A 23054-nucleotide genomic window follows, 5' to 3' on the forward strand; every position below is an offset into this window, starting at 1 on the left:
GGGGACGTGTGTCGCGCTGGGATGCTGTGCCCGTCGGGGGCGCACGGCAACGCAGCACTGGCGGCCTTCACGTGATCCTGTCTGTCCTCCTGGGTGTCGTAGTCAGTGACCGTCGCAGGGCGAGCGGTCAGGCGGTAATACGTATCGACACCCCGTCAAGAATGCTTAAGCCCGATCCCCCAAACCGGTGACGAGGCAGTCGGACAGCGCGCTCGCCTGGGTGCCGTCCGGGTCCAGATCGGGATCGAAGACGGTGATCTGCACGCCGACCACGGGGCCCTCCAGGAGCGTGCGCAGGAGCGCCGAGAGCTCCTCGAAGGTCAGCCCGCCGGGAGCGGGGGAGTCGACCGCGGGCAGCAGTGCGCTGTCGAGCACGTCGGCGTCGACGTGGACCCAGTACGGGACGGCCGGGACGACCGGTCCGCGCGCCCGCAGCTCGTCGAGTCCGAGCGCCGTGATGCCGGTCTCCGCCACCGCGGCGACCTCCTCCGGCCAGCGCTCGCGGTCGCCCATGTGCACCGTGTCCGCGTCGAGCACGTACGGCCCGAGCCCGTCGAGGTCGGACAGCTCCGCCTCCAGGCGCCCGGTGACGCCCGCGAGGTCCTCGCCCGCCACCGCACCGATCCCGCCGGACCAGCCGGGATGGCGGAAGTCGAGGTGCCCGTCGACGTGGACGAGCCCGTGCCGCGCCCGGCGCCGCAGCGCGAGCATCGCGCCGAGCAGGATGCTGCAGTCGCCGCCGAGCACCAGCGGGCGCGCGCCGGCGTCCACCAGTTCCCCCACCCGATCGGCCAAGACCCGCGTGTAGCCGCTCAGCGCCGCGCGGTTGACCGGGACCGAGACGTAGGCCGGCGCGTCGACCCGCCCGGCGTCCTGCGCCCCGAGGCGCTTGACCAGCCCGCACGCTCGCAACGCGTCGGCGAGCCGCCGCACGCCCGGCTCAAGGCCCGGCGCGGGTGGGCGGAGCCCCAGGTTGCAGGGCGCGTCGAGGACCGTGAACGTCACGCCGCCAGGTCGGGTCCGTCGTCGCGGCGAGGACGGTGGATGACGATCACGGGCACGTCGGCCTCGTGCATGACGTGGTTGGAGACCGAGCCGAGGACCGCCGCGGACACCCGCCCGCGGCCGCGCGAGCCCATGACGATCACGTCGTGCTCGCCGTCGCGGGCGGCGCGCAGGATCTCCCGTGCCGGGTCGCCATCGAGCAGGCGCGTGGTCAGCGAGAGGTCGTCCGGGACCTTGTCGGCCGCCGCGCGCAGGCGCAGGTCGAGCTCGGCCTGCTCAGAGTCGTGCACCCCCTGCATCCCGCCTGGCGCCTGCCACGAGAGCAGCGGCGGAGGCGGCACGACGGTCACGACGGCGAGGCGGGCATGCGACGCTTGGGCGAGCGCCACGCCGTGCGCGAGCGCGAGCTCGGCGTCGAGAGATCCGTCGAAGGCGACCAGGACGTGACGGTAGCGCGGCGGCACGGCTGCATCCTCGCACCAGCTACGCTCGCCGTGCCATGGACGATGTCACTCTCGCACGCTTCGCTGAGCTCGCCGTCGACTTCGGGGCCAACCTCCAGCCGGGGCAGATCGTCTCGCTGAGCGGGGCGCCGGGCAAGGAGCGGCTCGTCCGGGCGATCGCTGAACGGGCGTACGTCAAGGGCGCGAAGTTCGTCGATCTCGCCTGGTTCGACCCGTGGATCAAGCGCGCGCGGATCGAGTACGCGGCCGACGACACGATCGAGTACGTCCCGCCGTGGTACGGCGACCGGATCCTCGCGATCGGCCGCGAGCGCGGGGCCGCGATCACGCTGAGCGGCCCGGTCGCGCCCGGCCTGATGGACGATCTGGACCCGGTGCGCTCCGGCCGTGACCGGCTGCCCGCGATCCGCGAGACCGGCGAGGTCGTCGGCCGGCGTCAGATCAACTGGACGATCCTCCCCGGCCCCACCGCCGCGTGGGCCGAGCTCGTGCACCCGGACCTCGAGCCCGACGCCGCGCTGGCCAAGCTCGAAGAGCAGCTGCTGCACGTGCTGCGCCTGGACGAGGAGGACCCGGTCAGCGCCTGGAAGGCCCGCGCCGACCGGCTCGTGGAGGTGGCTCGCAAGCTCACGGAGCGCCGCTTCGACGCGCTGCACTACACGGGTCCCGGCACCGACTTCACCGTCGGGCTGCTGCAGGCCGTCCAGTGGCAGGCCGCGCGCTTCTCGACCGCCGACGGCATCCCGCACATGCCGAACCTCCCGACCGAGGAGGTCTTCACCTCGCCCGACCCGACCCGGGTCGACGGCGTGGTCTCCGCGAGCAAGCCGCTCGTCCTGATCGACGGCACCGTCGTCCGCGACCTCGTGGTCAAGTTCGAGAAGGGGCGCGTCGCCCGGCTGGACTCCTCGACCGCCCAGGAGACGATGCGCACGATCATCACCCGCGACGACGGCGCCGCGCGCCTCGGCGAGGTGGCGCTCGTGGACCGCGAAGGCCGCATCGGCGCCCTCGACACCGTCTTCTACGACACGCTGATCGACGAGAACGCGGCCTCCCACATCGCCCTCGGCCGCGCCTTCCCGTTCCTCACCGACGACGAGGAAACGGCCTCGCGGATGAACGAGTCCGACATCCACATCGACTTCATGATCGGCCGCCCCGACCTCACGGTCACGGGCATCACGACCGACGGCGACCGGGTGCCGGTGTTGGTCGACGGAACCTGGCAAATCTAGTTCGCGCTAGCCTGTCGCCGTCGTTGGAGAGGTGCCGGAGCGGCTGAACGGGCACGACTGGAAATCGTGTGACGGGGAAACTCGTCCGGGGGTTCGAATCCCCCTCTCTCCGTAGGAGTTTCTATCCTCGCGCTGTGAGCCACCCGCCCGTCAGCGTGCACGCAGACATCCCCGACGGCCTGCCGGGGCGCGAGTTGATCGTCGCCGGTCTCGACGACCTGCGTGCCGGGCGCGACACCGTCGAGGCGATGCTGGTCGCGACCGGGGCGCCGCGTCTGCGCGCCTGCGGTATCGACGTTCCAGGAGTCGACCGGCCCGACTCGGGCCTACGGATGTACAAGTTGCTCGGCGAACGCGGCGCACCGGGCGCCTACGGCACCTACAACGCGCTGCGCAGGCGGTTGAGTTCGTTCCTGGTCTCGTTGGAACAAGATGCGCGCCGAAGCCACCGCTGAACGCACGCTTGCGCTGCTCACAGAACTCGGCCGTGCCACCAGCGGTGCCCGCTTGTATCTGACCGGCGGCCGGGAGGCTCGCCGCCCAGGTCACCGCAGCGCTTCCGGGCTAGAGCGCGTGGGCTCACACCCGGTGGAAGCGTCCCTGCGGTTCCTCGTTAGCGGTCGATGCGCAGGTTGACCGAGCCGCCGGGTACGGCGGACACGGTCACGGTCGCGTCTCCGACCGCGAACTGGTGGGCGGGACCTTGCCCGCCGGAGACGCCGAGCGCGACCGCGGCGTCCATGCCGTCGCGGAGTTCGCGCGCCGCGGCCGCGTCGAGCTTCAGGCGGGCGGGCGGGCCGCTCGGAGCGGGGACCACGAGGGTCGTGGTGCCGTCGCCATTGGCCTCGAAAGTGAACGGTGCGCTCATCGGTAAGACCGTACCGCGCAGCGCGCGCCAATCAGGTTTGTCGCTGCGCGAACCACGGCCCAGCGCCGCCTAGGCATCCCGTAGATGCGACCAGGCGATGTCGCGCATCCTCGCGCGTAACGGCGGCAAGGACGACGACGACGTGGAGACCGGCGGCGTCGCACTGCTCACCGAGCCTGAGACGGAGATGACGGAGACCGAGCCCGACGAGACGGAGACCGCGGCGGAGGTCGAGACCGTTGTCGCGAAGACGCTCGAGGAGTCACCGGTCGAGACCGAAGAAGAAGCCCGGCGAAAAGCAAGGCGGAGGAACTCGATTGTCCGGGACGGCGATCGTGTGGCACATCCCGAACGGGCCCGGCTAGGTCCCGACGGGGTGCCAGGCGGTCTTGAGCTCCATGACCGCTTCCAGCCGCGAGAGCGGATCGGTATCGGGGGTCGGGCGCGAGACGCGCTTGACGGTCTCCGAGGCGAGTTCGTCGATCGTGACCGCCAGCGAGGGGTCGCCCGTCGCGTCGACGATCGCGTTGACGTCGCGATGACCGCACAGCGGCGCCAGCAGCTCGTCCATCCGCCCGCACAGGAGGTTCAGGGCGCCGGCTGGGACGTCGGAGACGCCGGCGACCTCGCCGAGGTCCAGCCCGCGCAGCGGCCAGCGGCGCGAGAGGATCGCCACGACGGTGTTGCCGGCCGCCAGGACCGGGGCGATCTCGCGCACCAGGCCCAACACGTCCGGCTCGTCGGGGGCGAGGACCGCGACGACGCCGGTCGGCTCGGGCGTCGAGAACGAGAGGTGCGGCCCGGCGACCGGGTTGATCCCGCCCATCACGACGCTGAGCTTGTCCGTCCAGCCCGCGTAGTGGACCAGCAGGTCGACGGCCGCGCCGAGCTCGGCGCGGGCCTCGGCCAGCGACGCGTCGCGCTGCGCGACGGCGGCGCGCGCCAGCTCATCGGAGCGCGACTCCAGTGCCTCGGCGAAGCGGTAGAGCACCTGACCGCGGTTGTAGGCGGTGCGCTTGGACCACCCGCCGAAGCCGCCGCGGGCGGCCTTGACCGCGTCGCGGACGTCCTTGCGGGAGGAGCGGGGAACGTTGGCGAGGTGCGCACCCGCGTGGTCGGTGGCCGGATCGCTACGTCCTGACTCCGAGCGCACGAACGCGCCTCCCAGGTAGAGCTTGTACGTCTTGGCGACGAGCGAGCGGCGGCTCATGCCGAGCCCACCTTGAGGTACGGCAGCAGGCCGGACGGGCCACCCTCGCGCCCGAAGCCGCTCTCCTTGTAGCCGCCGAACGCGGCCGTCGGGTCGAACTTGTTGTAGGTGTTCTGCCAGACGACGCCGGCCCGCAGCTTGCCGGCCACCTCGAAGGCCTTGGAGCCGTTGTCGGTCCACACGCCCGCGGCCAGGCCGTACGCGGAGTTGTTCGCCCGTTCGACGGCCTCGGCGGGCGTCCGGAACGTCGTGACCGACACGACCGGCCCGAAGATCTCCTCGACGGCGATCCGGTTCGCGGGCGCGACGCCGAGGAACATCGTCGGCGGGAACCAGTAGCCGTGCTCGGGCAGCGCGCAGGAGATCGAGCGGCGCACCGCGCCCTCGCGCTCGCCTTCGGCCACCAGCGACGTGATCCGCTCCAGCTGCGCGGCGGAGTTGATCGCGCCCACGTCGGTGTTCTTGTCCAGCGGATCGCCGACCCGCAGGCGCTCCATCCGCGCCCACAGCCGCCGCACGACCTCCTCGGCGACGCTCTCCTGCAGCAGCAGCCGCGACCCGGCGCAGCAGACGTGGCCCTGGTTGAAGAAGATGCCCTCGATGATGCCCTCGACCGCCTGGTCGAGCGCCGCGTCCTCGAAGACGATGTTGGCCGACTTGCCGCCGAGCTCCAGCGTCAGCCCGCGGCCCGTGCCGGCCAGCGCGCGCTGGATCTCCTTGCCGACCGCGGTCGAGCCGGTGAAGGCGACCTTGTCGACGTCTGACCGCACCAGCGCCGCGCCCGCGGCGCCGTCGCCGGTGACGATGTTGACCACGCCCGGCGGCAGGTCCGCCTCCTGGATGATCTCCGCCAGCAGCAGCGCGGTCAGCGGCGTCGTCTCGGCGGGCTTCAGGACGGCGGTGTTCCCGCAGGCCAGAGCAGGCGCGAGCTTCCAGGCCGCCATCAGCAGCGGGAAGTTCCACGGCACGACCTGCCCCACCACGCCCCGCGGCGCGAACGACCGCCCGCCGAGCGCGTAGGACAGCTTGTCCGCCCAGCCGGCGTAGGAGAAGAAGTGCGCGGCGGCCAGCGGCACGTCGACGTCGCGCGACTCGCGGATCGGCTTGCCGCCGTCCAGGGACTCGACGATCGCCAGCTCCCGCGCCCGCTCCTGAATCAACCGGGCGATCCGGAACAGGTACTTGCCGCGCTCCAGCGCCGGCAACGCCGCCCACGACGCAGCGGCTTCGCGCGCGGCCGACACGGCCAGCGCCACGTCGCCCGGCCCTGCGAAGGAGACCTCCGCGAGCGCTTCCTCGGTGGCGGGGTTGATCGTCTGCACCCGCGTGCCGTCGGTCGGCGCCACGAACTGGCCGCCGATGAAGAGGTCGTAGCTCTCACGCAGCGTCGCCGCGTCACGCGACTCCGGCGCCGGCGCGTAGTCCCAGGTCAATGCCGCTCGAGGGGTCACCGTGGCCATCGAGTCACTCCTTCGAGAAGTCCTCGGCGCGCCCGTAGTGGCCGCCGTCGAGCTTGGCGTACTGCATCAGCAGGTCGTTCAACAGCGACGACGCGCCGATCCGGAAGCGGTCGGGCGTGAGCCAGTCGTCGCCGAGCGTCTCCTTGACGAGCACGAGCATGTGCAGCGCCGTCTTGGTGTTCGACACGCCGCCGGCGGCCTTGACACCCACGACGCGGCCCGTCTTCCACAGGTGCTCGCGCACGACCTCGAGCATCACCAGCACGACGCCGGGCGTCGCGCCGGAGGTCGACTTGCCGGTCGAGGTCTTGATCACGTCCGCGCCCGCGGTGATCGCCAGCTCGGAGGCGTGCCGGATGTGCGCGTAGGTCGGCAGCTCGGCGGTCTCGAGGATCACCTTCAGGTGCGCGTCGCCGCACGCCTCCTTGACGGCCTCGATCTCACGCGCGACCCGCGCGTCGTCACCCGCCAGGTAGGCCTCGCGCGAGATCACCATGTCGATCTCGGTCGCGCCCGCGGCGACGGCCTCGCGCGTCTCGACGACCTTCACGTCCAGCGACGTCTGCCCCGCCGGGAAGCCGGTGGCGACGGAAGCGACCTGCACACCGGTGCCGCGCAGCGCCTCGGCGGCCACGCCGACCAGCGCCGGATACACGCAGACGGCGGCGACGGAGGGAATCTCGGGCCGGGAGGGGTCGGGACAGACGGCCTTCGCGCACAGATGCCGGACCTTGCCGGGCGTGTCTGATCCCTCGAGCGTCGTCAGGTCGATCATCGACGTCGCGAGCTTGATGCCCTCGCGCTTCGCGGTGGTCTTGATCGAGCGGCGCCCGAGAGCCGCGGCGCGTTCGTCGACCCCGACCCGGTTGACGGGGGTGAGGGAACGGCTCATGTGACCAGTGTCGCAGCAGGACGTGGGAGGGTGAACCGGTCATGCCGCACATCGCGACAGGTAGGGCATGAACGCCACCGACGATCGCGAGCTCCTCGCCGCCGTTGCCGCGGGCGACCGGCGCGCGCTCCGTGCGCTCTACGAGCGCCACGGGCCGTGGCTCACGCTGCGCCTGCAGCGCCGCTGCGCCGATCCCGACCGCGTCGACGACGCCATCCAGGACACGTTCCTGGCCGTCTGGCGCACCGCGCGCCGGTGGGACGGCTCGGGCGAGGTCGGCGCCTGGATCTGGGGGATCGCGATCCGCCGGCTGATCGACTCGCTGCGCAGGCATCCCGTGCGCGGCGTGTTGCACGGCGGCGACGCCACCGAGCCCTCCGCGGAGGAGGCCGTGCTCGCGGGTGTCGAGTACGGCGATCTCGCGGGTGCGCTGAATCGGCTCTCGCCTGAACTGCGGGCGGTCGTCCAGGCCACGATCCTCGACGATCTCACCACCAAGGAGGCCGGCCGGCTGCTCGGCATCCCGGCCGGAACGGTCAAGACGCGCATGATGCGCGCGCGAGCCCAGCTTCGGGAGGAACTGACATGAGCACGCACTTGGAGCACGACTGGCTCGTGCGCTACGCCCGCGGGGAGCTCGATCAGGCCCGGTCGTTCTCCGTCGAGGCCCATCTGCCCGCTTGCGGGGACTGCCGCGCGGCGGTCGCCGGCCTCGTCGACACCACCCGCATGGCGCGGACCTGGGACGCGATCGAGGATGCGATCGACGTGCCGCCGCGGACGTTCGTAGAACGTGCGCTGGTGCGCGCGGGCGTGGGCGAGCCGACGGCGCGCCTGCTCGCCGTCACGCCCGCGCTGCGGCTGTCCTGGCTCGCGGCGATCGCGATCGTGTTGACGCTCGCGGTCGTCTCCGCCCGCGCTCGCGGCGAAGAGGGCGTGATGGTGTTCCTTCTCGTCGCCCCGCTCTTGCCGCTGGCCGGAGTCGCGGCCGCGTACGGCCCGCTCGTCGATCCGGCCTTCGAGCTCACGCTCGCGGCGCCGCTCGGATCGTTCCGGCTGCTCGTGTTGCGTGCGCTGGCCGTGGTCGCCGTGACGGCGCTGATCGCCGCGGGCGCCGCGCTGGCGCTGCCCGGGTTGGATTGGACGGTCGCCGCGTGGTTGCTGCCGTCACTCGGTCTCACGCTCGCGGGGCTCGGCCTCGCCACCAGCATCGGCCCGGCGGTGTCGAGCCTGCTGGTCGCCGGCACGTGGGTCTTCGTCGTGCTCGGCGCGTGGCAGGCGTCGGGGGATCCGCTGAGCGCGTTCGGCGACGCCGGGCAGCTCACCTCACTTGCCGTCGGCGTGGCCGGGCTCGCCGCCGTCCTCGCGCGACGCGATAACTTCGACATCAGGAGCCACGAATGAGAACCGCCGTGAGCATGGACGGCTTGACCAAGGCGTATGGGCGCAAGCTCGCGCTCGCCGGCGTCACGCTCGAGATCGACCGGGGGATCACCGGGTTGCTCGGCCCCAACGGCGCGGGCAAGACGACCCTGATGCGGATGCTCGCGACCGTGCTGCGCCCGAGCGGGGGAGCGCTGCGGCTGCTCGACCGCGACCCGCGCGACACCGGCGAGCGAACGGAGATCCGGCGGCGCCTCGGCTACCTGCCGCAGGACCCCGGCTTCCACCAGCACTTCACCGCGTTCGAGTTCGTCGACTACATCGCGACGCTCAAGGAGTGGGTCGACCGCGACGCCCGCCACGCCGAGGTGCGGCGGGTGCTGCGCGCGGTCAGCCTCGATGAGGTCGCGCATCGCCGGATCCGCGCGCTCTCGGGCGGCATGCGCCGCCGCGTGGCGCTGGCGCAGGCGCTGCTGGGTTCGCCCGAACTGCTGGTGCTGGACGAGCCGACCGCCGGGCTCGATCCCCAGCAGCGGCTGCAGTTCCGCGAACTGGTCTCCGACGCGGCGGAATCGTCCGCGGTGGTCCTCTCCACGCACCAGACCGAGGACGTCGCGGCGCTGTGCTCGCGGGTGGTGGCGCTGCGCGACGGCGCCGTCGCCTTCGACGGCTCGCCCGCGGCGCTGGCCGATCTCGCCCGCGGCCGCGTGTGGGTGTCGGACATGCGTGATGCGGGAGCGACGGTCGCCTGGCGGACCGGCGACGGTGCGCATCGCCACGTCGGCGCGGCGCCGGCGGGCGCGCGGATCGTCGAGCCGACGCTGGAAGACGGCTACCTGATGCTGCTGGGCACGGCGGCGCTGCCTGCGGTGGCGGCATGACCGCCACCGCCGTGGTGCTCGAACTGCCGCAGCGGGTCACGACACCGCGTCGCGTCGTGGGTGCGCTCGCGCGCCTGGAGGCGCTGCGGATCGTCCGCCATCCCGCCTTCCTGCTCGGGTTGCTCGGGACCGTCTACACGCTGATCCAGGAGCGCGGGGCGGACATGCAGCAGTACTGGATGCTGTCGGGCCAGGCGTTCGCGACGCTCGGCGCGACGACCTTCCTCGCTGGCTTCCTCAACGCGAGCCGCGTGTCGCGCGACCGGGCGGGCGAGCTGTACGCGGCGCTGCCCGGGAGCGACGCCATCCGTACGGGAGCGATCCTGCTCTCGCTGGCGGCGGCAGCGGCCGTCGCGACGGTTGTCACTGTCGTCGCCTGGCTGCTCGCGGTGGGGCCGGACGGGCGGATCATGATCGAGCTCGAGACGCTCACGCCGTCGCTGCTGGAGCCCGCCCAGGCGCCGCTGATCGTCATGGCCTTCGGCGCGCTCGGCGTGTGCTTCGGCCGCTGGACGCCGCAGCCGATCCTCGCGCCGCTGCTGACGATCGTGGTCTGGGTCGGCCCGGTCGCATGGAGCATCCCGTGGGTGTCGATGGAGACGGTGCCGTCGCTGCCGTACAACACCGACTGGGTCGTCGGCTCGGCCGCGTGGCATCTGGTCTTCCTCGCCGGGGTGATCGCGACGGCCTCCGGGCTCGCGCTGCTGCGCGATGTACGCCGCCCGGACACGGTGCTGGTCGCGGCGGGCGGAGCGCTCGCGGTGGCCCTCGGCCTCGCGCTGGCATGACGCATGCGCAGCGAAAGAAGCGTTAGCCGTGTAGAGCACGATCAACCTTGCTCTCGCCGCGCCGGGACCGCCCCGCGGCCGGCGGAGGCGAGCTCGCGGGCGGTCATCGGCGCCGTCGGGCCGGCGTGGCCGAGCCTGCGGGCGGCTGCCGCGCCGGCCGGGATCGCGGTCGTCGGCGCCCTCGCGTTCGTGGTGCTCGCGCCGCAGCGCTGGCCCGGCTGGGCGGCCGTGCTGTTGGCGCTCCCCCTGCTCCGGCTGCTCGACGACCCGGCCGGGGCGCTCGCCACCGCCTCGCCCACGTCGCTGCCCCGCCGCCGCGGTCCCCGGCTGGCGGTCGCACTCCCGCTCGCCGCGGCCGCCTGGCTCGGCGTGCTGGCGCTGAGCGACGCCCGTGCCGGCTCGCTCGAGGCCGCGGCGCTGGTCGCGACGGTCCTCGGCCTCGGAGCGCTTGCGGTCCGTGCCGGCTTCGGGGAGCGCGCCACGCTCCTCGCCGCGCTCCCACCAGTCGGCCTCGTCGCCCTCCTGCGCCCCACCGGCACGCCGATCTGGGTCGCGCTGCTCGTCGCCGGCGCGCTCGTCCTGGTCTGGGCGAGCCGTCCGGAATAGCGGCGTCGGTACGCTCCGCCCTGATGGCGAAGAGCGAGTACACGATGCTCGAGGTCGCCGGGCACGAGGTCCGGCTCTCGAACCCCGGCAAGGTCTACTTCCCCAAGCCCGGCTGGACGAAGCTCGACCTGGTCGAGTACTACCTGGCGGCCGCCGACGCCGTGTTGGTCCACCTGCGTGAGCGCCCGACCGTGATGAAGCGGTTCGTCAACGGCATCAACGAGGACCCGATCTGGCAGAAGCGGGTGCCGAAGAACCTGCCCGAGTGGCTGCAGACGGCGACGGTCGCCTTCCCGAGCGGCCGCACCGCGGAGGAGCTGGTCGCCAACGACGAGGCGCACCTGGCGTGGGCGGTCAACCTCGGGGTGATCGACTTCAACCCGCACCCGGTGCGCCGCGACGATCTCGACCACCCGGACGAGCTGCGCGTCGACCTCGACCCGACACCCGACGTCGGCTGGCCCGAGGTGCGCAAGACGGCGATGGTCGTCAACGAGGTCCTCAACGATCACGGCCTGCGCGGCTATCCGAAGGTCAGCGGTTCCAAGGGCATCCACGTCAACGTGCGGATCGAGCCGATCCACGACTACATCGAGGTCCGCCGCGCCGCGCTCGCCCTCGCCCGCGAGGTGGAGCGGCGCGCGCCCGACCTGGCGACGAGCAAGTGGTGGAAGGAAGAGCGCCACGGCGTGTTCGTCGACTACAACCAGAACGCCCGCGACCGCACCGTCGCCTCCGGCTACTCCGTCCGGCCGACCCCGGACGCGCGGGTGTCGTGCGCGCTGGCGTGGGACGAGGTGCCCGATGCCGAACCGGGCGAATTGCGGCTCGACACGGTCCCGCAAAGACTGCAGACGGTTGGCGATCCGGCCGCGGACATCGACCTCGTGCCCGGCTCGCTCGACGCACTGCTGGACCTCGCCCGCCGCGACGAGGAGGGCGGGCTCGGGGACGCTCCCTGGCCGCCGCATTTCCCGAAGCAGCGCGGGGAGCCCAAGCGCGTGCAGCCGTCGCGCGACACCGACCGCCCCACCCACCGCGGCCGCGCCGGCGACCCGCAGCCCGGCGGCCCGCCTCCGGGCGTCACGCTCGGCAACTCGCAGCGGGGCTTCGGTTCAAAACCGCGAACGGGCCAGGGCTACGAGGACGACTGGTCCGAGAGCGAGAAGACGTGAGCGCGCCACGGGCCCAAACCCACCTGGAGCTCCGGGCCTGAGCGCTCGAACTGCGCGCCGGTCAGCACGTCGGTGAGCGTGCCGTCGACCGCGAACTGCACCCGGCCCCACGCCTCGACATCGCTGAGGTTGACGACGACCAGGTAGCCGGTGAACGCCCAGGCGACGAGCTGATCGCTGTCGTGGACGTCGAGCAGCCGCCAGTCGGTGACCTCGAGCCCGACCAGCGGCGCGTAGAGCGCCCGCACCAGCGGATCGGGCGTCTCGACCGGGCCGCGGGCGAGGAAGACCGGGATGTGGGTGCGGTAGCCGTCGAGCTGGCCGTCGTGGTAGAGCCGCCCGCCGGGGACGGTCGACATCACGACCGCCGCCGCGCGCGCCCGCTCGCCGAACTCGCTCGCCGCGCGCGGCTCGTCGTGGTTCTCGACGAAGCGCAGGAGCTTGGCCTGGTAGTCGGGGTGCGCCTGCAGGTGGCCGCGGACCGACGCCGCGTCCTCGTGGGCGAGCCGGTCGTAGAGCCGCTTGTCGTAGCAGTAGTCGAAGCCCTGCTGCTGGAGCGTGTACTCCATGTCCCAGTAGGCCTCGGCGATGAACGTGAAGTCCTCGCGCACGCTCGCGATCAGCGGCGGCCAGAACTGGTCCTCGGGCTCCTCGAGCCTCCAGGTCCGGGCGAACACGGCGTTGTCCATCAGCATCGCCATGTCGCAGCGCAGGCCGTCGCACTGCTCCGCGATCCCCCGCAGCAGCTCCCCGACCGCCGCCCGCAGGTCCGGCGAGAACGCGTTGAGCTGCACTACGTCCGGCCAGGCCGGGAAGTAGGGGTCGCGCCCGCGGGCGACGATCGAGTCGCCCACCCGCAGCCACGACACCGGATCGCGCGCCAGGTCCGCCTCGCTGCCTCTGATGAAGAACTCCGGGTGCGACTCGATCCATGGGTGGTCGGGCGCGACGTGGTTGGGCACGTAGTCGAGGATCAGCTTGCACCCGCGCTCGGCCAGCGCGGCCCGCGCCGCCGCCAGGTCGCCGAAGCGCGGATCGACGACGTAGTCGCGCACGCAGTAGGGCGAGCCGATCACGTCCTCGTCGCGCAGGTCGGGCAGCGCGGAGCGCATCCCGGACAGCAACTCCGGGTTCTCGCGCGCGATCGCCAGCCCCGCCGGCGAGCGCTCCCACACGCCCATCAGCCAGACGGCGTCGACGTCGGGCAGGAAGCCCCAGTCGATCTCCTCCAGCCGCCGCCCGCCGAGGAAGACGGCGGTGTTGATCTCGTAGATCCTCATCCCGCGATCCGCAGCACCGTGGCGACCGAGCCGGTCCAGCCGGTCTGGTGCGAGGCGCCCAGGCCCGCGCCGTTGTCGCCGTGGAAGTACTCGTGGAACAGGATCAGGTCGCGCCAGTGCGGGTCGTCCTGGAACTTCTTCGATCCGCCGTACACCGGCCGGCGGCCGTCCGGCCCGCGCAGGAAGGTCGAGGAGAGCCGGCGCCCGAGCGCCAGCGCGACCTCGCGCAGGTTCATCTCCTTGCCTGACCCGGTCGGGAACTCGATCTTGAAGTCGTCGCCGTAGTAGCGGTGCAGGTTGAACAGCGCCCGCAGGATCACCAGGTTCATCGGGAACCACACCGGCCCGCGCCAGTTGGAGTTGCCGCCGAACATGCCGGAGTCCGACTCCGCCGGCAGATAGCGGACCTCGTAGTGCTGGCCGTCCCAGTCGAACTCGTACGGATGGTCGAGGTGGTAGCGCGAGATCGCGCGGATGCCGTGAGGCGACAGGAACTCCTCCTCGTCGAGCATCACGGTGAGGATCTGGCGCAGCTGCGTCTCATTGACCAGGGCGAGCAGGCGCCGCCCGTCGGCGTTCGCGCCCGGCAGGTGGGCGAGCACGGGCACGCTGTCGCCGAAGTGCTCGGCGAACTTCAGCGCCCGCTCGACGAGACCGGGCTGTCCGTCGAGGGTCTCGGGCTCGAAGACGGTCGCGGCGCACATCGGCAGCAGCCCGACGAGCGAGCGCACGCGCAGCGGGATCGTCGTCCCGTCGGGCATCCGCATCACGTCGTAGAAGAAGCCGTCGGTCTCGTCCCAGAGCGGCGTGTCGGCGCCGGGTGGCGTGAGCGCGACCGCGATCCAGCCGAAGTGGGTGACGAACTTCAGCGCGATGTCGGCGTGGCTCGAGTCGTGCTTGCCGAGCTCGACCGCGATCTGCAGCATCCACTGGCAATAGAGCGCCATCCACGCGGTGCCGTCGGCCTGGCGCAGCGTCCCGCCGCCGGGCAGCGGCGCGGAGCGGTCGAAGATGCCGATGTTGTCGAGCCCGAGGAAGCCGCCCTGGAAGAGGTTGCGCCCGTCGGGGTCCTTGCGGTTGACCCACCAGGTGAAGTTGGTCAGCAGCCGCGCGAAGACCCGAGCGAGGAACTCCCGGTCCCCCTCGCCGCGGATCTCCTCCTCACGCTGGTAGACCCACAGCGCCGCCCACGCCGTCACCGGCGGGTTGACGTCGGAGAAGTTCCACTCGTACGCCGGGATCTGCCCGTTCGGGTGCATGTACTTGGTCTCGAGCAGCAGCTCGACCTGGGCCTTGGCGAAGTCGACGTCGACCAGCGAGAGCGGCGCGCAGTGAAACGCCAGGTCCCACGCGGCGAACCACGGGTACTCCCAGGTGTCCGGCATCGAGATGACGTCGCCGGCGACCATGTGGAACCACGGGACGTTGCGAACGTCCGGCGCGTTGGCGTCCCACGGGTTGACCTCGTGCTCGCGCAGCCAGCGGTGGACGTCGTACTCGTAGTACTGCTTGCTCCACAGCAGCCCGGCCAGCGCCTGGCGCATCACGAGCTTTCGGTCGGCGTCCAGTGCGGGCGGGATCACCTCGGCGTAGAACGCGTCGGCCTCCTCGATGCGCGTCTTGAAGACCGCGTCGGCGTCGACGGCCTCGTCGCTCGCGGTCAGGCGGAGCACGATCGTCGCGGAATCGCCGCCGGCGATCTCGAGCACGTGGTGGGCGGCGCACTTGGTCCCCGCGGTCGCGCTGAGCGGCGCACCGTCGACGACGTGATCGTTGATCGCCGCCTTGGGGCCGGTCTCGTTGTCACAGAACAGGAACGGGGCGTCGGCCTCGAAGCGCCACGCGCCGAGCTCGTCATGGCGCGCGACGACGGCGTCGCCGTCGAGCGTGAGCGACGGCTTGGCGCCGCCCTGCGCCCACGTGTTGCGAAACCACAGCGTCGGCAGCAGGTGCAGCGGCGCCGCGTCCGGCCCGCGGTTGTGGGCGGTGACGCGCATCAGGATGTCGTCGTGCGCGGCCTTGGCGTACTCGACGATCACGTCGAAATAGCGGTCCTCGTCGAAGATCCCGGTGTCGAGCAGCTCGTACTCGTAGTCCAGCTTGCCGCGGTGCCGGTTGGTCTCGACCAGGTCGGTGTACGGGAACGCGGCCTGCGGATACTTGTACTGGCACTTCAGGTACGAGTGCGTGGGCGTGGAGTCCAGGTAGAACCAGTACTCCTTGACGTCCTCGCCGTGGTTGCCCTCGGTGTTGGTGAGCCCGAACATGCGCTCTTTGAGGATCGGGTCGGCGCCGTTCCACAGCGCCAGCGAGAGGCACAGCCGCTGGCGCTCGTCGCAGACGCCCGCAAGCCCGTCCTCGCCCCAGCGGTAGGCGCGAGAACGGGCTTGATCGTGCGTGAAGTGGTTCCACGCGTCGCCGTTTGAGCTGTAGTCCTCGCGCACCGTGCCCCACTGGCGTTCGGAGAGATACGGGCCCCACGCCTTCCACGCGACTTCGCCGGTCCGGGACTGCTCCAGCCGGACGTGTTCAGGTGTCTTCGCGGGGGCCATGGCGGCAATCTACGTCGTCAGCACCTCCGCGAGTCGGCCGGGCATCGACGCGAACGGCGAGTGGCTCGAGGGCAGCGAACGCACCTCGAAACGGTTTCCCGGCGTGAACGCGTCGGCCTCGGCGATCATCCGGTCCTGCAGCGCCAGCGGCACGGTCCGGTCCTCGGTGGTGCGGATGAACGTGCGCGGCACGCTCCCCCAGCGCTCCGGCGTGCCGCGGGCGTCGTCGAACGCGACGGCCATCGGCAGGTCCGGGTTCAGGTAGGACGCGAAGCGCAGGTACTGCTCGGTCGAGACGTCGCCGTAGAGCGCGAGCCGGCCCTTCTCGACGTACTCGGGGTCGGCGTCGCGCGGGTTGATCCGCATCGCGCCGGTGGCCATCGGGTCGCCGACGAGGATCGCGCCCGAGATCGAGGACGCGCCCTCCGGCAGCGCCGCGAGCGTCGCCCCGTTGGCCTGCTTGGCCGGCACGTAGGCCGTGAGGTAGACGAGGCGCTCGATCAGCTCGGGCACGACCTCGGCCGCCTGCGTGATCGCCAGGCCGCCGAAGCTGTGCCCGACGAGCGTGACCCGGCCGTGCTCGCTGAGCCGCTTGATCTCGGTCACGATCGCGTCGCGGTAGTCGCTGAGGTGCACGCCGCCGACCGGCGACGGCTCCGTCGCGAAGGCCTCGAAGTCGTTGTTGAGGTAGGAGCGCGGGAAGCCGGCGTCGAGGCCGCTGCCCGGCAGGTCGAGCGCGTGGACGCGATGGCCCTGCTCGGTGAGCTGCTCGGCGACCTTGTTCCAGTGCGCGGCGGTGTGCCAGGCACCGTGGACGAACAGGAAGGTGCGCGCGTGCTGATGGAAGAGGCCCATGGTCACGCCACCACGGTCCGGCCGCTGGGGGTCTTGGCGGCGGCGAGCAGCAGCATGAAGCCGGAGATCGCCAGGTAGAGGCCGAACACGATCGCGAGCGTGACCGCGCCGATGCCGGGCCAGACGACCAGCGCGACGCCGGTCATGATCGAGAGCACTCCACCGGCGATCTCCCAGCCCCAGCCGTTGCCGTTGAACTTCGACAGGCGGCCGACGACGGCGAGCTCGGTGCCGCCGAGCGTGATGGCGTAGATGCCGATGACGACGGTCATGACGGCGGCGGTGGCGCCCGGGTAGAAGACGGCGACGCCGGCGGCGATGACCTCGATCAGCGCCCGCAGGCCGAGCAGGGCGCGATCCGATCCGCAGACGCCGTGCTGGAAGGCGCGGACGAGGCAGACGCCTGCGTCGACGACGGTGTAGATCGCGAACAGCGCGATGATCGTGCCGATGGTGATGCCGGGCCAGACGGCGAAGGTCGTGCCGAGGCCGACGGCCAGGATGCCGCGCAGGGCGGCGTGACCCCGTGACAGGGGTGCGGTGAACGACGAGAGCATTTCGCTCCTTGTGGTTGAGGGGATGGTGGGGAGGAAGGTCAGGCGGCGAGGCGCGCGGCCGCCCCGCCGAGCTGCGCGACGGCGACGTGAGTGCTGTGCTCGCGGCGCAGGAGGCGGCCGAGGTCGGCCGCGCACGGGGTGAGCCTCGTGGCCGCGGTGATCGCGTCGGCGAGGTGGGTGAGGTCGTCGACGGGCTTCGGCGCGGCGCCGGTGGTGTGCACGGCGCGCGCCCAGAACGGCTGGTCGACGCCCTGCGGGACGATCACCGCGGGCTTGCCGGCGCGCAGGCCGGCGCCGACGGTTCCCGCCCCGCCGTGGTGGACGGTGACCGCGACGCGCTCGAAGAGCCACTCGTGCGGGACGTCCTTGACGGCGAGCATGTCGTCGGCGGGCGCGATGTCCATGCCCGCGATCAGTCCGCGCACGCCGGCCCGGCGCAGCGCCGCGACGACCTGGGCGCCGGTGCCCGGTTCGGTGGGCATGCTGCCGAAGCCGACATAGACGGGCGGAGCGCCGGTGCCGAGGAAGCGCTGCAGCTCGGGGTCCGGTTTCCAGCTCGGGGCCGGTGGGAGGAACCAGTAGCCGGTCACGATCGTGTCGGCGCGCCAGTCGCTCGGCCGTGGCAGGACGGCCTCGCTGTATGCGTACAGCGTGATGGTGGTGGGTCGAGGTCCGTGGGGTGCGTGGGGGAGGTCGAGTGTCTCTTCGCGCCAGGAGGCGACGGTGCCCTTGTAGGTCCGGGCCGCAGCCGCGGCGAGCCGGTAGCTCGCGTGGTTGAGCGCGGGGCCGAGGCTCGCCGCCTTGACCAGGCCGGGGACCGGGAAGGCGCGCGTGGGCGTGAGCATCGGCACGGCGCACGCCGCGTAGGCCGGCACGCCGAGGCGCTCGGACAGGTGCGGGCCGGCGAGCGACTTCGGGTGGTGGACGATCGCGTCGGTGTCCTGCGCGGCGACCCACGCGTCGTCGAGCATGCGGCGGATCATCGGCGCGGCGAGCTTGCGCATCCTGCGTGACGCGGTGAGTGGATTTCCCTTCAGCGCCGCGCGGCCCTCGGGGGTGTCGGCGAGGGTGAGGTAGTCGGCGCGAAGCGGGCTGAACGGGACGCCATAGGCTCGGGCGAACGCTTCGAACTCGGCGTTGGCGGCCAGCGTCACGTCGTGCCCCGCGTCCAGCAGGCCGAGCGCCAGGGCGACGTACGGCTGCACGTCGCCGCGCGTCCCGGCGGCGAGGATGGTGACGTGTGAACTCATGCTGCGAAGGGTCCCGTGGGCCGGGATCCTTCGCACCGGCGAAATCACCGGTCGAGCATCGCCAGTTGCGTGCGCGACGTGACGTTGAGCTTCTGAAAGACCTTGCGCAGGTGGTAGTCGACGGTCCGCGGGCTGATGAACAGGCGGCCCGCGATGTCGCGATTGGTCGCACCCTCGGCGACCATCCGCGCGATCTGCAGCTCCTGCGGCGTGAGGTCGTCGAGCGTGCTCGCGTCGCGCTTGCGGGCGGTCTCGCCGGTCGCTCGCAGCTCGGCTGCCGCCCGGCGTTCCCAAGGGGTCGCGCCGAGCTGGGCGAAGAGGTCGAGCGCGGCGCGGAGGTGACGGCGGCTGTCGGTGCGGCGGCGCGCCCGCCGGAGCACTTCGCCCATGCGCAGCTCGAGCCGGCCGCGCTCGAAGGGGAGCGCGATGTGGGTGTGCGCTTTGACAGCGTCGTCGTAGGCGGCCTCGCCCTCGAGCTGCACCCGCGCCGTCGCGGCGAGTGCGGTCCACCACGCTGAGCCGCTCTTCACGGCCCAGGTGTGGAGCTCGTCGTAGGCGGCGGTGGCATCGCGATCGCATCCGACCGCGGCCTCGACGAGGTCGCCGACGAGGAAGAGCCGCCGCGCCGGATGCGCGGCGGGAGCGCTGAACTGCGCGTGCAGCCGGTCGAACGCCTCCTCGAAGCGCCCGTCGGCGAGGTCCAGCAGCGCGAGCGCACGGTGCGCGGACTCGCCGGCGAGCCGCGACGGTTGCGCGGTTGCGCGGGTCGCCACGGCGCGCGCCGCACCGGCGATGTCTCCGAGCTGCGCGGGTGCGCGGGTGGTCGCGTCGCGGGTCGCGCCGGGTACGTCTGCGAGCTGCGCCGTTGCGCCGGTCGTCGCGGTGCCGGCCGCGCCGCGATCGCCTGCGAGCTGCGCCATTTGCGCGGTCGCGCGGGCGTCGTCGGGGTCGCCGCGGACTGCCGCCAGCCACGCGAGCAGCACCTGGCAGTGCGCCGCGGCGGCCTCTTCGCCGCTCTCGAGCGCGAGCGCGAGGCCGTCACTCGCGTCGGTCGCCGCGACCGCGAAGCGCCCCTCCAGCAACTCGACGTTCGCGAGCACCTGGAGCGCGAAGGCGACGTCGCCGATCGCGCCGCGGTCGCGGGCGACCGCGATCGCGCGGGTGAGGGCCTTGCGGCCGCCGAGCAGGTCACCCGTGTAGATCGCGCCGATCGCGGCCCAGGTGATCAGCTGCGGGTCGTCGCCGGCCAGGTCGAGCGCGTCGGCGAACGGCTCCCGCGCGCCCCCCGGATCGTGGCTCAGGATCAGGGCGACGCCGTTGATGAACGCGACGACCGAGCGGTCAGGCGCGGCGTCGCCCCCCGGCAGCGAGGCCGCCCAGCGCGCGTTGGCGATCGCCGCCTCGTGGCGCCCGGCGAGCGCCCCGGTCTCGGCGGCCAGCGCCGCGATCCGCAGAGCGAGCCGCGGCTGGGCCGGCGCGAGCGCATGGGCGGCGGCGCGCAGATCCTCCTCACCCGCCTCGAGCTCGCCGCGGTGCGCCCGGATCGCCCCGCGGATCGCGGTCGCGTGGGCGACGCTGACCGGATCGGCCATCAGGCGCAGCACCTCCCCGGCCAGCGCCTCCGCGTGGCCCACGTCTCCGGCGAACCGCGCCGCGTCGGCCGCGGCGACGAGCCGCCGCGCGCGAGGCGCGTCGTCGGCGGTCAGCTGCGCCGCGCGCTCCAGCGTCGCCGCGGCGGCCGCGTACCCGCCCCGGGCCCGCGCCCGGTCCGCCGACCGCTCGAGCTCGGCCGCGACCGCCGCGTCCGGCGCCGCCACCGCACCGGCGAGATGCCACGCCCGCCGGTCCGCGTCGGCGGACGCGGTGAGCGCGCCCCCGAGCCGTTCGTGGGCGTCGCGCCGCTGCTCGAACGTCGCGGCCCCGTACACCGCCGACCGCACCAACGGATGCCGGAACACCACGCGCCCGTCCACGAGCCGCACGAGCCCGGCCGCCTCCGCGGGCCCGAAGGCCCCGACCGACACCCCCGGACTCGCCGGGGCGCCGCCGGTCGCGCCGCCGCCCGTCGCGCCGCCGCCGCCACGCACCTCTTCGCCCGCCAGCGCGTGCAGCGCGGTTCTTCCCTCCGGGTCGTCGTCGGCCGCCGCCAGCAGGAGCGCCGTCCGCGACGCCTCGGGCAGCGCGGACACGCGGTCGGCGAACGCGCGCTCCACCGTGCCCATCTCCGCCTCCGGGCCGCGGGGGAGTTCGAGCAGCGCGAGCGGGATGCCTTCCGCGGCGTCGAGGACGCGTTCGCGGTCGGCCGGTGCCAGGCGGCCCGCGCGGTCGAGCACCGCGCGGGCGTCGGCGCGGTCCAGGCCGGACAGCGCGAGCACCTCGAACCGCGCGAGTCCCGCCGGGACCGTGTCGCGGAGCGCGAGCAGCAGCGCGATCGGTTCGGCGTCGAGGCGGCGGGCGACGAACCCGAGCGCCTCCGCCGACGGCCGGTCGAGCCACTGGAAATCGTCGACGACGCACAGCAGCGGCTGCGCCTCGGCCGCCTCGGCCAGCAGCGCCAGCACGCTCGCCGCGACCACGAACCGGTCGGCACCCGCGCCGAGCCCGAAGACCCCCTCCAGCGCTGTCCGCTGCGGCAGCGGGAGCCGGGAGAACAGGGGCTCGAGCGGGCGCAGGAGCTGGTGCAGGCCGGCGAAGGCGAGCTCGCTCTCGGCCTCCACGCCCTCCGCTCGGAGGACGCGGAAACCGACCGCCGCGCCCGACGCCGCGTCCAGCAACGCGGTCTTGCCGACGCCCGCGACCCCGCGCACCACGAGCACCCCGCTGCGGCCGTAGCGGGCCGTCTCGATCACCTGCTCGATCGAGGCGAGCTCGTTCCGGCGGCCGATCAGGGGTGCTGACGCCAGGCTCCCGATTCTCTCCTACGCGAGCACCCGCTCGCGTTCGCGGCGCGGCTTGGGCTCGGGGAGCTCGACGAGGATCGCGCCCTCGCCGGTGGCGTAGGCCTCCTCGCCGTGGGCCACCAGGTCCATGCCCAGCGCCTCTTCCTCCGCGTTCGCGCGCAGCGGCGCCACGAGCGCGATCAGCTTCAGCAGCACGTACGTCGCCGCGAACGCATACGCGGGCGCGGCCAGCACCGCCAGCAACTGCTTGCCGAGCTGCCCGAGGTCGCCGTACAGAGCACCGTCGGCGACCCCGTTCCAGGACTGCTGCGCGACCAGCCCGATGAAGACGATCCCGGTGAGCCCGGCGATGCCGTGGGCGGCGAGGACGTCGAGCGTCTCGTCCACCCGCCAGCGCGGGCGGAACATGATCACCGCGTAGCTGGGCAGCGCCGCGACGATGCCGAGCACCATCGCCCACAGCGGCGAGATGAACCCCGCCGCGGGGGTGATCCCGACGCAGCCGACGACGATCGCCGTCGCCGCCCCGATCGCCGTCACCTGGCGCGAGCGCAGCAGGTCGAGCACGAACCAGGTCGCCAAGGCGCAGGCGGGCGTCAGCAGCGTGTTGACGAACGCGAGCACGCCCGCGTCCGACGCGCCGAACCCGGACCCGCCGTTGAATCCGAACCACCCGAACCACAGCAGCCCCGCGCCCAGCAGCACGAACATCGAGTTGTGGGGGAGGAACGCCTGGCGCCCGTAGTCGCGCCGCGCGCCCACCACCAGCGCCGCCGCCAGAGCCGAGAAGCCCGACCCCATCTCGACCGGGATGCCGCCCGCGAAGTCCAGCGTCCCGCCCGACTGAAGCCACCCGCCGCCGAACGCCCAGTGCGCGAGCACGCCGTAGACGAGCACCGACCACAGCGCGGCGAAGACGAGGAACGGCGCGAACCGCATCCGCTCGACCACCGCGCCCGCCACCAGCGCGGTCGTGACGATGCAGAACGTCGCCTGGAAGGCGAAGAACAGCAGGTGCGGGATCTTCGTCCCCTCACGCGGCGCGAACGCCACGCCGTCGAGGAACGCGTGCCCGAACCCGCCGATGAAGCCGTTCCCCGGAGCGAACGCGAACGAGTACCCGATCAGCGCCCACGTGATCGTCGCCACCGCCAGCGCGGCGACGCACATCATGAACGTGTTCAACGTGTTCTTGGAGCGCACCAGCCCCGCGTAGAAGAGTCCCAGCGCCGGCGTCATCAGCAACACCAGCGCGGTGGCGGCGAGCATCCAGGCGGTGTCGCCCGCGTCGATCCCCGGCGCCATCAGGCACCCACCGGCGTGACCGCGGCGTTGTCGGTCTCGCCGGAGCGGATCCGCACGACCTGCTCGAGGTCGAGCACGAAGATCTTGCCGTCACCCACCTCGCCAGTCTGCCCGCCGGAGCACAGCGCCTCGATCGTCGGCTCGACGAAGTCGTCGGACACCGCGATCTCGAAGCGGACCTTCTCGGTCAGCCCCACCCGGACCGTCGTACCGCGGTAGGTCTCGACCCGGTCGAACTCCCCGCCATGCCCCTGCACCCGGCTCATCGAGAACCCTCGCACCTCGGCGCGGTAGAGGGCTTCCAGCACCTCGTTCGTCTTCTCGGGACGGACGATCCCGATAACGAGCTTCATCTGAAGTTGTCTCCCAGCTGTGGATCGGACTC

Annotated in this window: 22 protein-coding genes and 1 tRNA gene; 9 read left to right on the top strand and 14 right to left on the bottom strand. The window is 72.5% G+C overall.

Annotation, left to right across the window (positions count from 1 at the left end; translation table 11 throughout):
* Positions 1-165: 165 nt before the first annotated feature.
* Entirely contained in the window at positions 166-1005 is an 840-nt protein-coding gene (locus OM076_RS04370) for an arginase family protein (protein WP_270038223.1), read from the bottom strand.
* Positions 1002-1469, bottom strand: coding sequence for a universal stress protein (locus OM076_RS04375; protein ID WP_270038224.1), 468 nt, complete (start codon positions 1467-1469; stop codon positions 1002-1004). Before OM076_RS04375 ends, OM076_RS04370 begins: the two co-directional genes overlap by 4 nt.
* Positions 1470-1504: 35 nt before the next feature.
* On the opposite strand from OM076_RS04375, the gene OM076_RS04380 reads away from it, so the two are divergent.
* From OM076_RS04380 to OM076_RS04390, 3 genes are all read left to right on the top strand, one after another.
* On the top strand, positions 1505-2707 hold the full coding sequence (locus tag OM076_RS04380) for an aminopeptidase (RefSeq protein ID WP_270038225.1): 1203 nt from the start codon (positions 1505-1507) through the stop codon (positions 2705-2707).
* 25 nt (positions 2708-2732) lie between these two features.
* A tRNA-Ser gene (locus OM076_RS04385) sits at positions 2733-2819 on the top strand.
* 22 nt (positions 2820-2841) lie between these two features.
* Entirely contained in the window at positions 2842-3162 is a 321-nt protein-coding gene (locus tag OM076_RS04390) for a hypothetical protein (protein WP_270038227.1), read from the top strand.
* 158 nt (positions 3163-3320) lie between these two features.
* Here the strand turns inward: OM076_RS04390 and OM076_RS04395 are convergent, their stop codons facing one another.
* The 4 genes from OM076_RS04395 to deoC all read right to left on the bottom strand — a co-directional run bounded on the left by OM076_RS04395 (position 3321) and on the right by deoC (position 7137).
* Entirely contained in the window at positions 3321-3575 is a 255-nt protein-coding gene (locus OM076_RS04395) for a hypothetical protein (protein ID WP_270038228.1), read from the bottom strand.
* A gap of 361 nt (positions 3576-3936) precedes the next feature.
* Positions 3937-4785 carry an aldehyde dehydrogenase family protein gene (locus tag OM076_RS04400; RefSeq protein ID WP_270038230.1) on the bottom strand — a complete coding sequence of 283 codons (849 nt, stop codon included), beginning with the start codon at positions 4783-4785 and terminating at the stop codon, positions 3937-3939.
* A complete protein-coding gene (locus tag OM076_RS04405; protein ID WP_270038231.1) occupies positions 4782-6245 on the bottom strand; it encodes an aldehyde dehydrogenase family protein in 1464 nt (487 codons plus the stop codon). Before OM076_RS04405 ends, OM076_RS04400 begins: the two co-directional genes overlap by 4 nt.
* Before the next feature lie 4 nt (positions 6246-6249).
* Positions 6250-7137: a deoxyribose-phosphate aldolase gene (gene deoC, locus OM076_RS04410; protein WP_270038232.1), complete on the bottom strand. Its 888-nt coding sequence runs from the start codon at positions 7135-7137 to the stop codon at positions 6250-6252.
* 67 nt (positions 7138-7204) lie between these two features.
* On the opposite strand from deoC, the gene OM076_RS04415 reads away from it, so the two are divergent.
* From OM076_RS04415 to OM076_RS04440, 6 genes are read left to right on the top strand one after another with little or no spacing between them, the layout of a single operon-like run.
* A complete protein-coding gene (locus OM076_RS04415) occupies positions 7205-7726 on the top strand; it encodes an RNA polymerase sigma factor (RefSeq protein WP_270038233.1) in 522 nt (173 codons plus the stop codon).
* Positions 7723-8541, top strand: a complete 819-nt coding sequence (locus OM076_RS04420) for a cupin domain-containing protein (protein WP_270038234.1) — start codon at positions 7723-7725, stop codon at positions 8539-8541. The genes OM076_RS04415 and OM076_RS04420 overlap by 4 nt, the downstream gene beginning before the upstream one ends.
* A complete protein-coding gene (locus OM076_RS04425) occupies positions 8538-9401 on the top strand; it encodes an ABC transporter ATP-binding protein (protein WP_270038235.1) in 864 nt (287 codons plus the stop codon). The genes OM076_RS04420 and OM076_RS04425 overlap by 4 nt, the downstream gene beginning before the upstream one ends.
* Positions 9398-10189, top strand: a complete 792-nt coding sequence (locus OM076_RS04430) for a hypothetical protein (RefSeq protein WP_270038236.1) — start codon at positions 9398-9400, stop codon at positions 10187-10189. The genes OM076_RS04425 and OM076_RS04430 overlap by 4 nt, the downstream gene beginning before the upstream one ends.
* A gap of 3 nt (positions 10190-10192) precedes the next feature.
* Positions 10193-10795 (top strand): hypothetical protein, encoded by a 603-nt coding sequence (locus OM076_RS04435; RefSeq protein ID WP_270038237.1) that lies wholly within the window; start codon positions 10193-10195, stop codon positions 10793-10795.
* Between the two features lie 23 nt (positions 10796-10818).
* Positions 10819-11970 carry a DNA polymerase domain-containing protein gene (locus OM076_RS04440; RefSeq protein ID WP_270038238.1) on the top strand — a complete coding sequence of 384 codons (1152 nt, stop codon included), beginning with the start codon at positions 10819-10821 and terminating at the stop codon, positions 11968-11970.
* On the opposite strand, the gene OM076_RS04445 is transcribed toward OM076_RS04440, so the two are convergent.
* From OM076_RS04445 to OM076_RS04480, 8 genes are read right to left on the bottom strand one after another with little or no spacing between them, the layout of a single operon-like run.
* A complete protein-coding gene (locus tag OM076_RS04445; RefSeq protein WP_270038239.1) occupies positions 11934-13250 on the bottom strand; it encodes an alpha-amylase family protein in 1317 nt (438 codons plus the stop codon). The two genes, OM076_RS04440 and OM076_RS04445, sit on opposite strands and share 37 nt — an antisense overlap.
* The gene (locus OM076_RS04450; RefSeq protein ID WP_270038240.1) at positions 13247-15802 is read right to left on the bottom strand and encodes an MGH1-like glycoside hydrolase domain-containing protein; all 2556 of its coding nucleotides are present in this window, start codon (positions 15800-15802) and stop codon (positions 13247-13249) included. Before OM076_RS04450 ends, OM076_RS04445 begins: the two co-directional genes overlap by 4 nt.
* Before the next feature lie 9 nt (positions 15803-15811).
* Positions 15812-16657, bottom strand: a complete 846-nt coding sequence (locus OM076_RS04455) for an alpha/beta fold hydrolase (protein WP_270038353.1) — start codon at positions 16655-16657, stop codon at positions 15812-15814.
* 2 nt (positions 16658-16659) lie between these two features.
* The gene (locus OM076_RS04460) at positions 16660-17214 is read right to left on the bottom strand and encodes an HdeD family acid-resistance protein (protein WP_270038241.1); all 555 of its coding nucleotides are present in this window, start codon (positions 17212-17214) and stop codon (positions 16660-16662) included.
* 38 nt (positions 17215-17252) lie between these two features.
* Entirely contained in the window at positions 17253-18464 is a 1212-nt protein-coding gene (locus tag OM076_RS04465; RefSeq protein ID WP_270038242.1) for a glycosyltransferase, read from the bottom strand.
* A gap of 44 nt (positions 18465-18508) precedes the next feature.
* Positions 18509-21376: a helix-turn-helix transcriptional regulator gene (locus OM076_RS04470; protein WP_308214332.1), complete on the bottom strand. Its 2868-nt coding sequence runs from the start codon at positions 21374-21376 to the stop codon at positions 18509-18511.
* A gap of 6 nt (positions 21377-21382) precedes the next feature.
* Positions 21383-22669, bottom strand: coding sequence for an ammonium transporter (locus tag OM076_RS04475; protein ID WP_270038243.1), 1287 nt, complete (start codon positions 22667-22669; stop codon positions 21383-21385).
* Positions 22669-23022, bottom strand: coding sequence for a P-II family nitrogen regulator (locus OM076_RS04480; protein ID WP_270038244.1), 354 nt, complete (start codon positions 23020-23022; stop codon positions 22669-22671). Before OM076_RS04480 ends, OM076_RS04475 begins: the two co-directional genes overlap by 1 nt.
* Positions 23023-23054: the final 32 nt, after the last annotated feature.

Source organism: Solirubrobacter ginsenosidimutans (genome assembly GCF_027587205.1).

Coding starts and splice junctions, on each gene's coding strand:
- OM076_RS04445 (WP_270038239.1), bottom strand. CDS start 13,250: ATGAGGATCTACGAGATCAACACCGCCGTCTTCCTCGGCGGGCGGCGG.
- OM076_RS04435 (WP_270038237.1), top strand. CDS start 10,193: ATGCGCAGCGAAAGAAGCGTTAGCCGTGTAGAGCACGATCAACCTTGC.
- OM076_RS04415 (WP_270038233.1), top strand. CDS start 7,205: ATGAACGCCACCGACGATCGCGAGCTCCTCGCCGCCGTTGCCGCGGGC.
- OM076_RS04440 (WP_270038238.1), top strand. CDS start 10,819: ATGGCGAAGAGCGAGTACACGATGCTCGAGGTCGCCGGGCACGAGGTC.
- OM076_RS04475 (WP_270038243.1), bottom strand. CDS start 22,669: ATGGCGCCGGGGATCGACGCGGGCGACACCGCCTGGATGCTCGCCGCC.
- OM076_RS04460 (WP_270038241.1), bottom strand. CDS start 17,214: ATGCTCTCGTCGTTCACCGCACCCCTGTCACGGGGTCACGCCGCCCTG.
- OM076_RS04380 (WP_270038225.1), top strand. CDS start 1,505: ATGGACGATGTCACTCTCGCACGCTTCGCTGAGCTCGCCGTCGACTTC.
- OM076_RS04450 (WP_270038240.1), bottom strand. CDS start 15,802: ATGGCCCCCGCGAAGACACCTGAACACGTCCGGCTGGAGCAGTCCCGG.
- deoC (WP_270038232.1), bottom strand. CDS start 7,137: ATGAGCCGTTCCCTCACCCCCGTCAACCGGGTCGGGGTCGACGAACGC.
- OM076_RS04420 (WP_270038234.1), top strand. CDS start 7,723: ATGAGCACGCACTTGGAGCACGACTGGCTCGTGCGCTACGCCCGCGGG.
- OM076_RS04395 (WP_270038228.1), bottom strand. CDS start 3,575: ATGAGCGCACCGTTCACTTTCGAGGCCAATGGCGACGGCACCACGACC.
- OM076_RS04480 (WP_270038244.1), bottom strand. CDS start 23,022: ATGAAGCTCGTTATCGGGATCGTCCGTCCCGAGAAGACGAACGAGGTG.
- OM076_RS04405 (WP_270038231.1), bottom strand. CDS start 6,245: ATGGCCACGGTGACCCCTCGAGCGGCATTGACCTGGGACTACGCGCCG.
- OM076_RS04465 (WP_270038242.1), bottom strand. CDS start 18,464: ATGAGTTCACACGTCACCATCCTCGCCGCCGGGACGCGCGGCGACGTG.
- OM076_RS04425 (WP_270038235.1), top strand. CDS start 8,538: ATGAGAACCGCCGTGAGCATGGACGGCTTGACCAAGGCGTATGGGCGC.
- OM076_RS04430 (WP_270038236.1), top strand. CDS start 9,398: ATGACCGCCACCGCCGTGGTGCTCGAACTGCCGCAGCGGGTCACGACA.
- OM076_RS04455 (WP_270038353.1), bottom strand. CDS start 16,657: ATGGGCCTCTTCCATCAGCACGCGCGCACCTTCCTGTTCGTCCACGGT.
- OM076_RS04400 (WP_270038230.1), bottom strand. CDS start 4,785: ATGAGCCGCCGCTCGCTCGTCGCCAAGACGTACAAGCTCTACCTGGGA.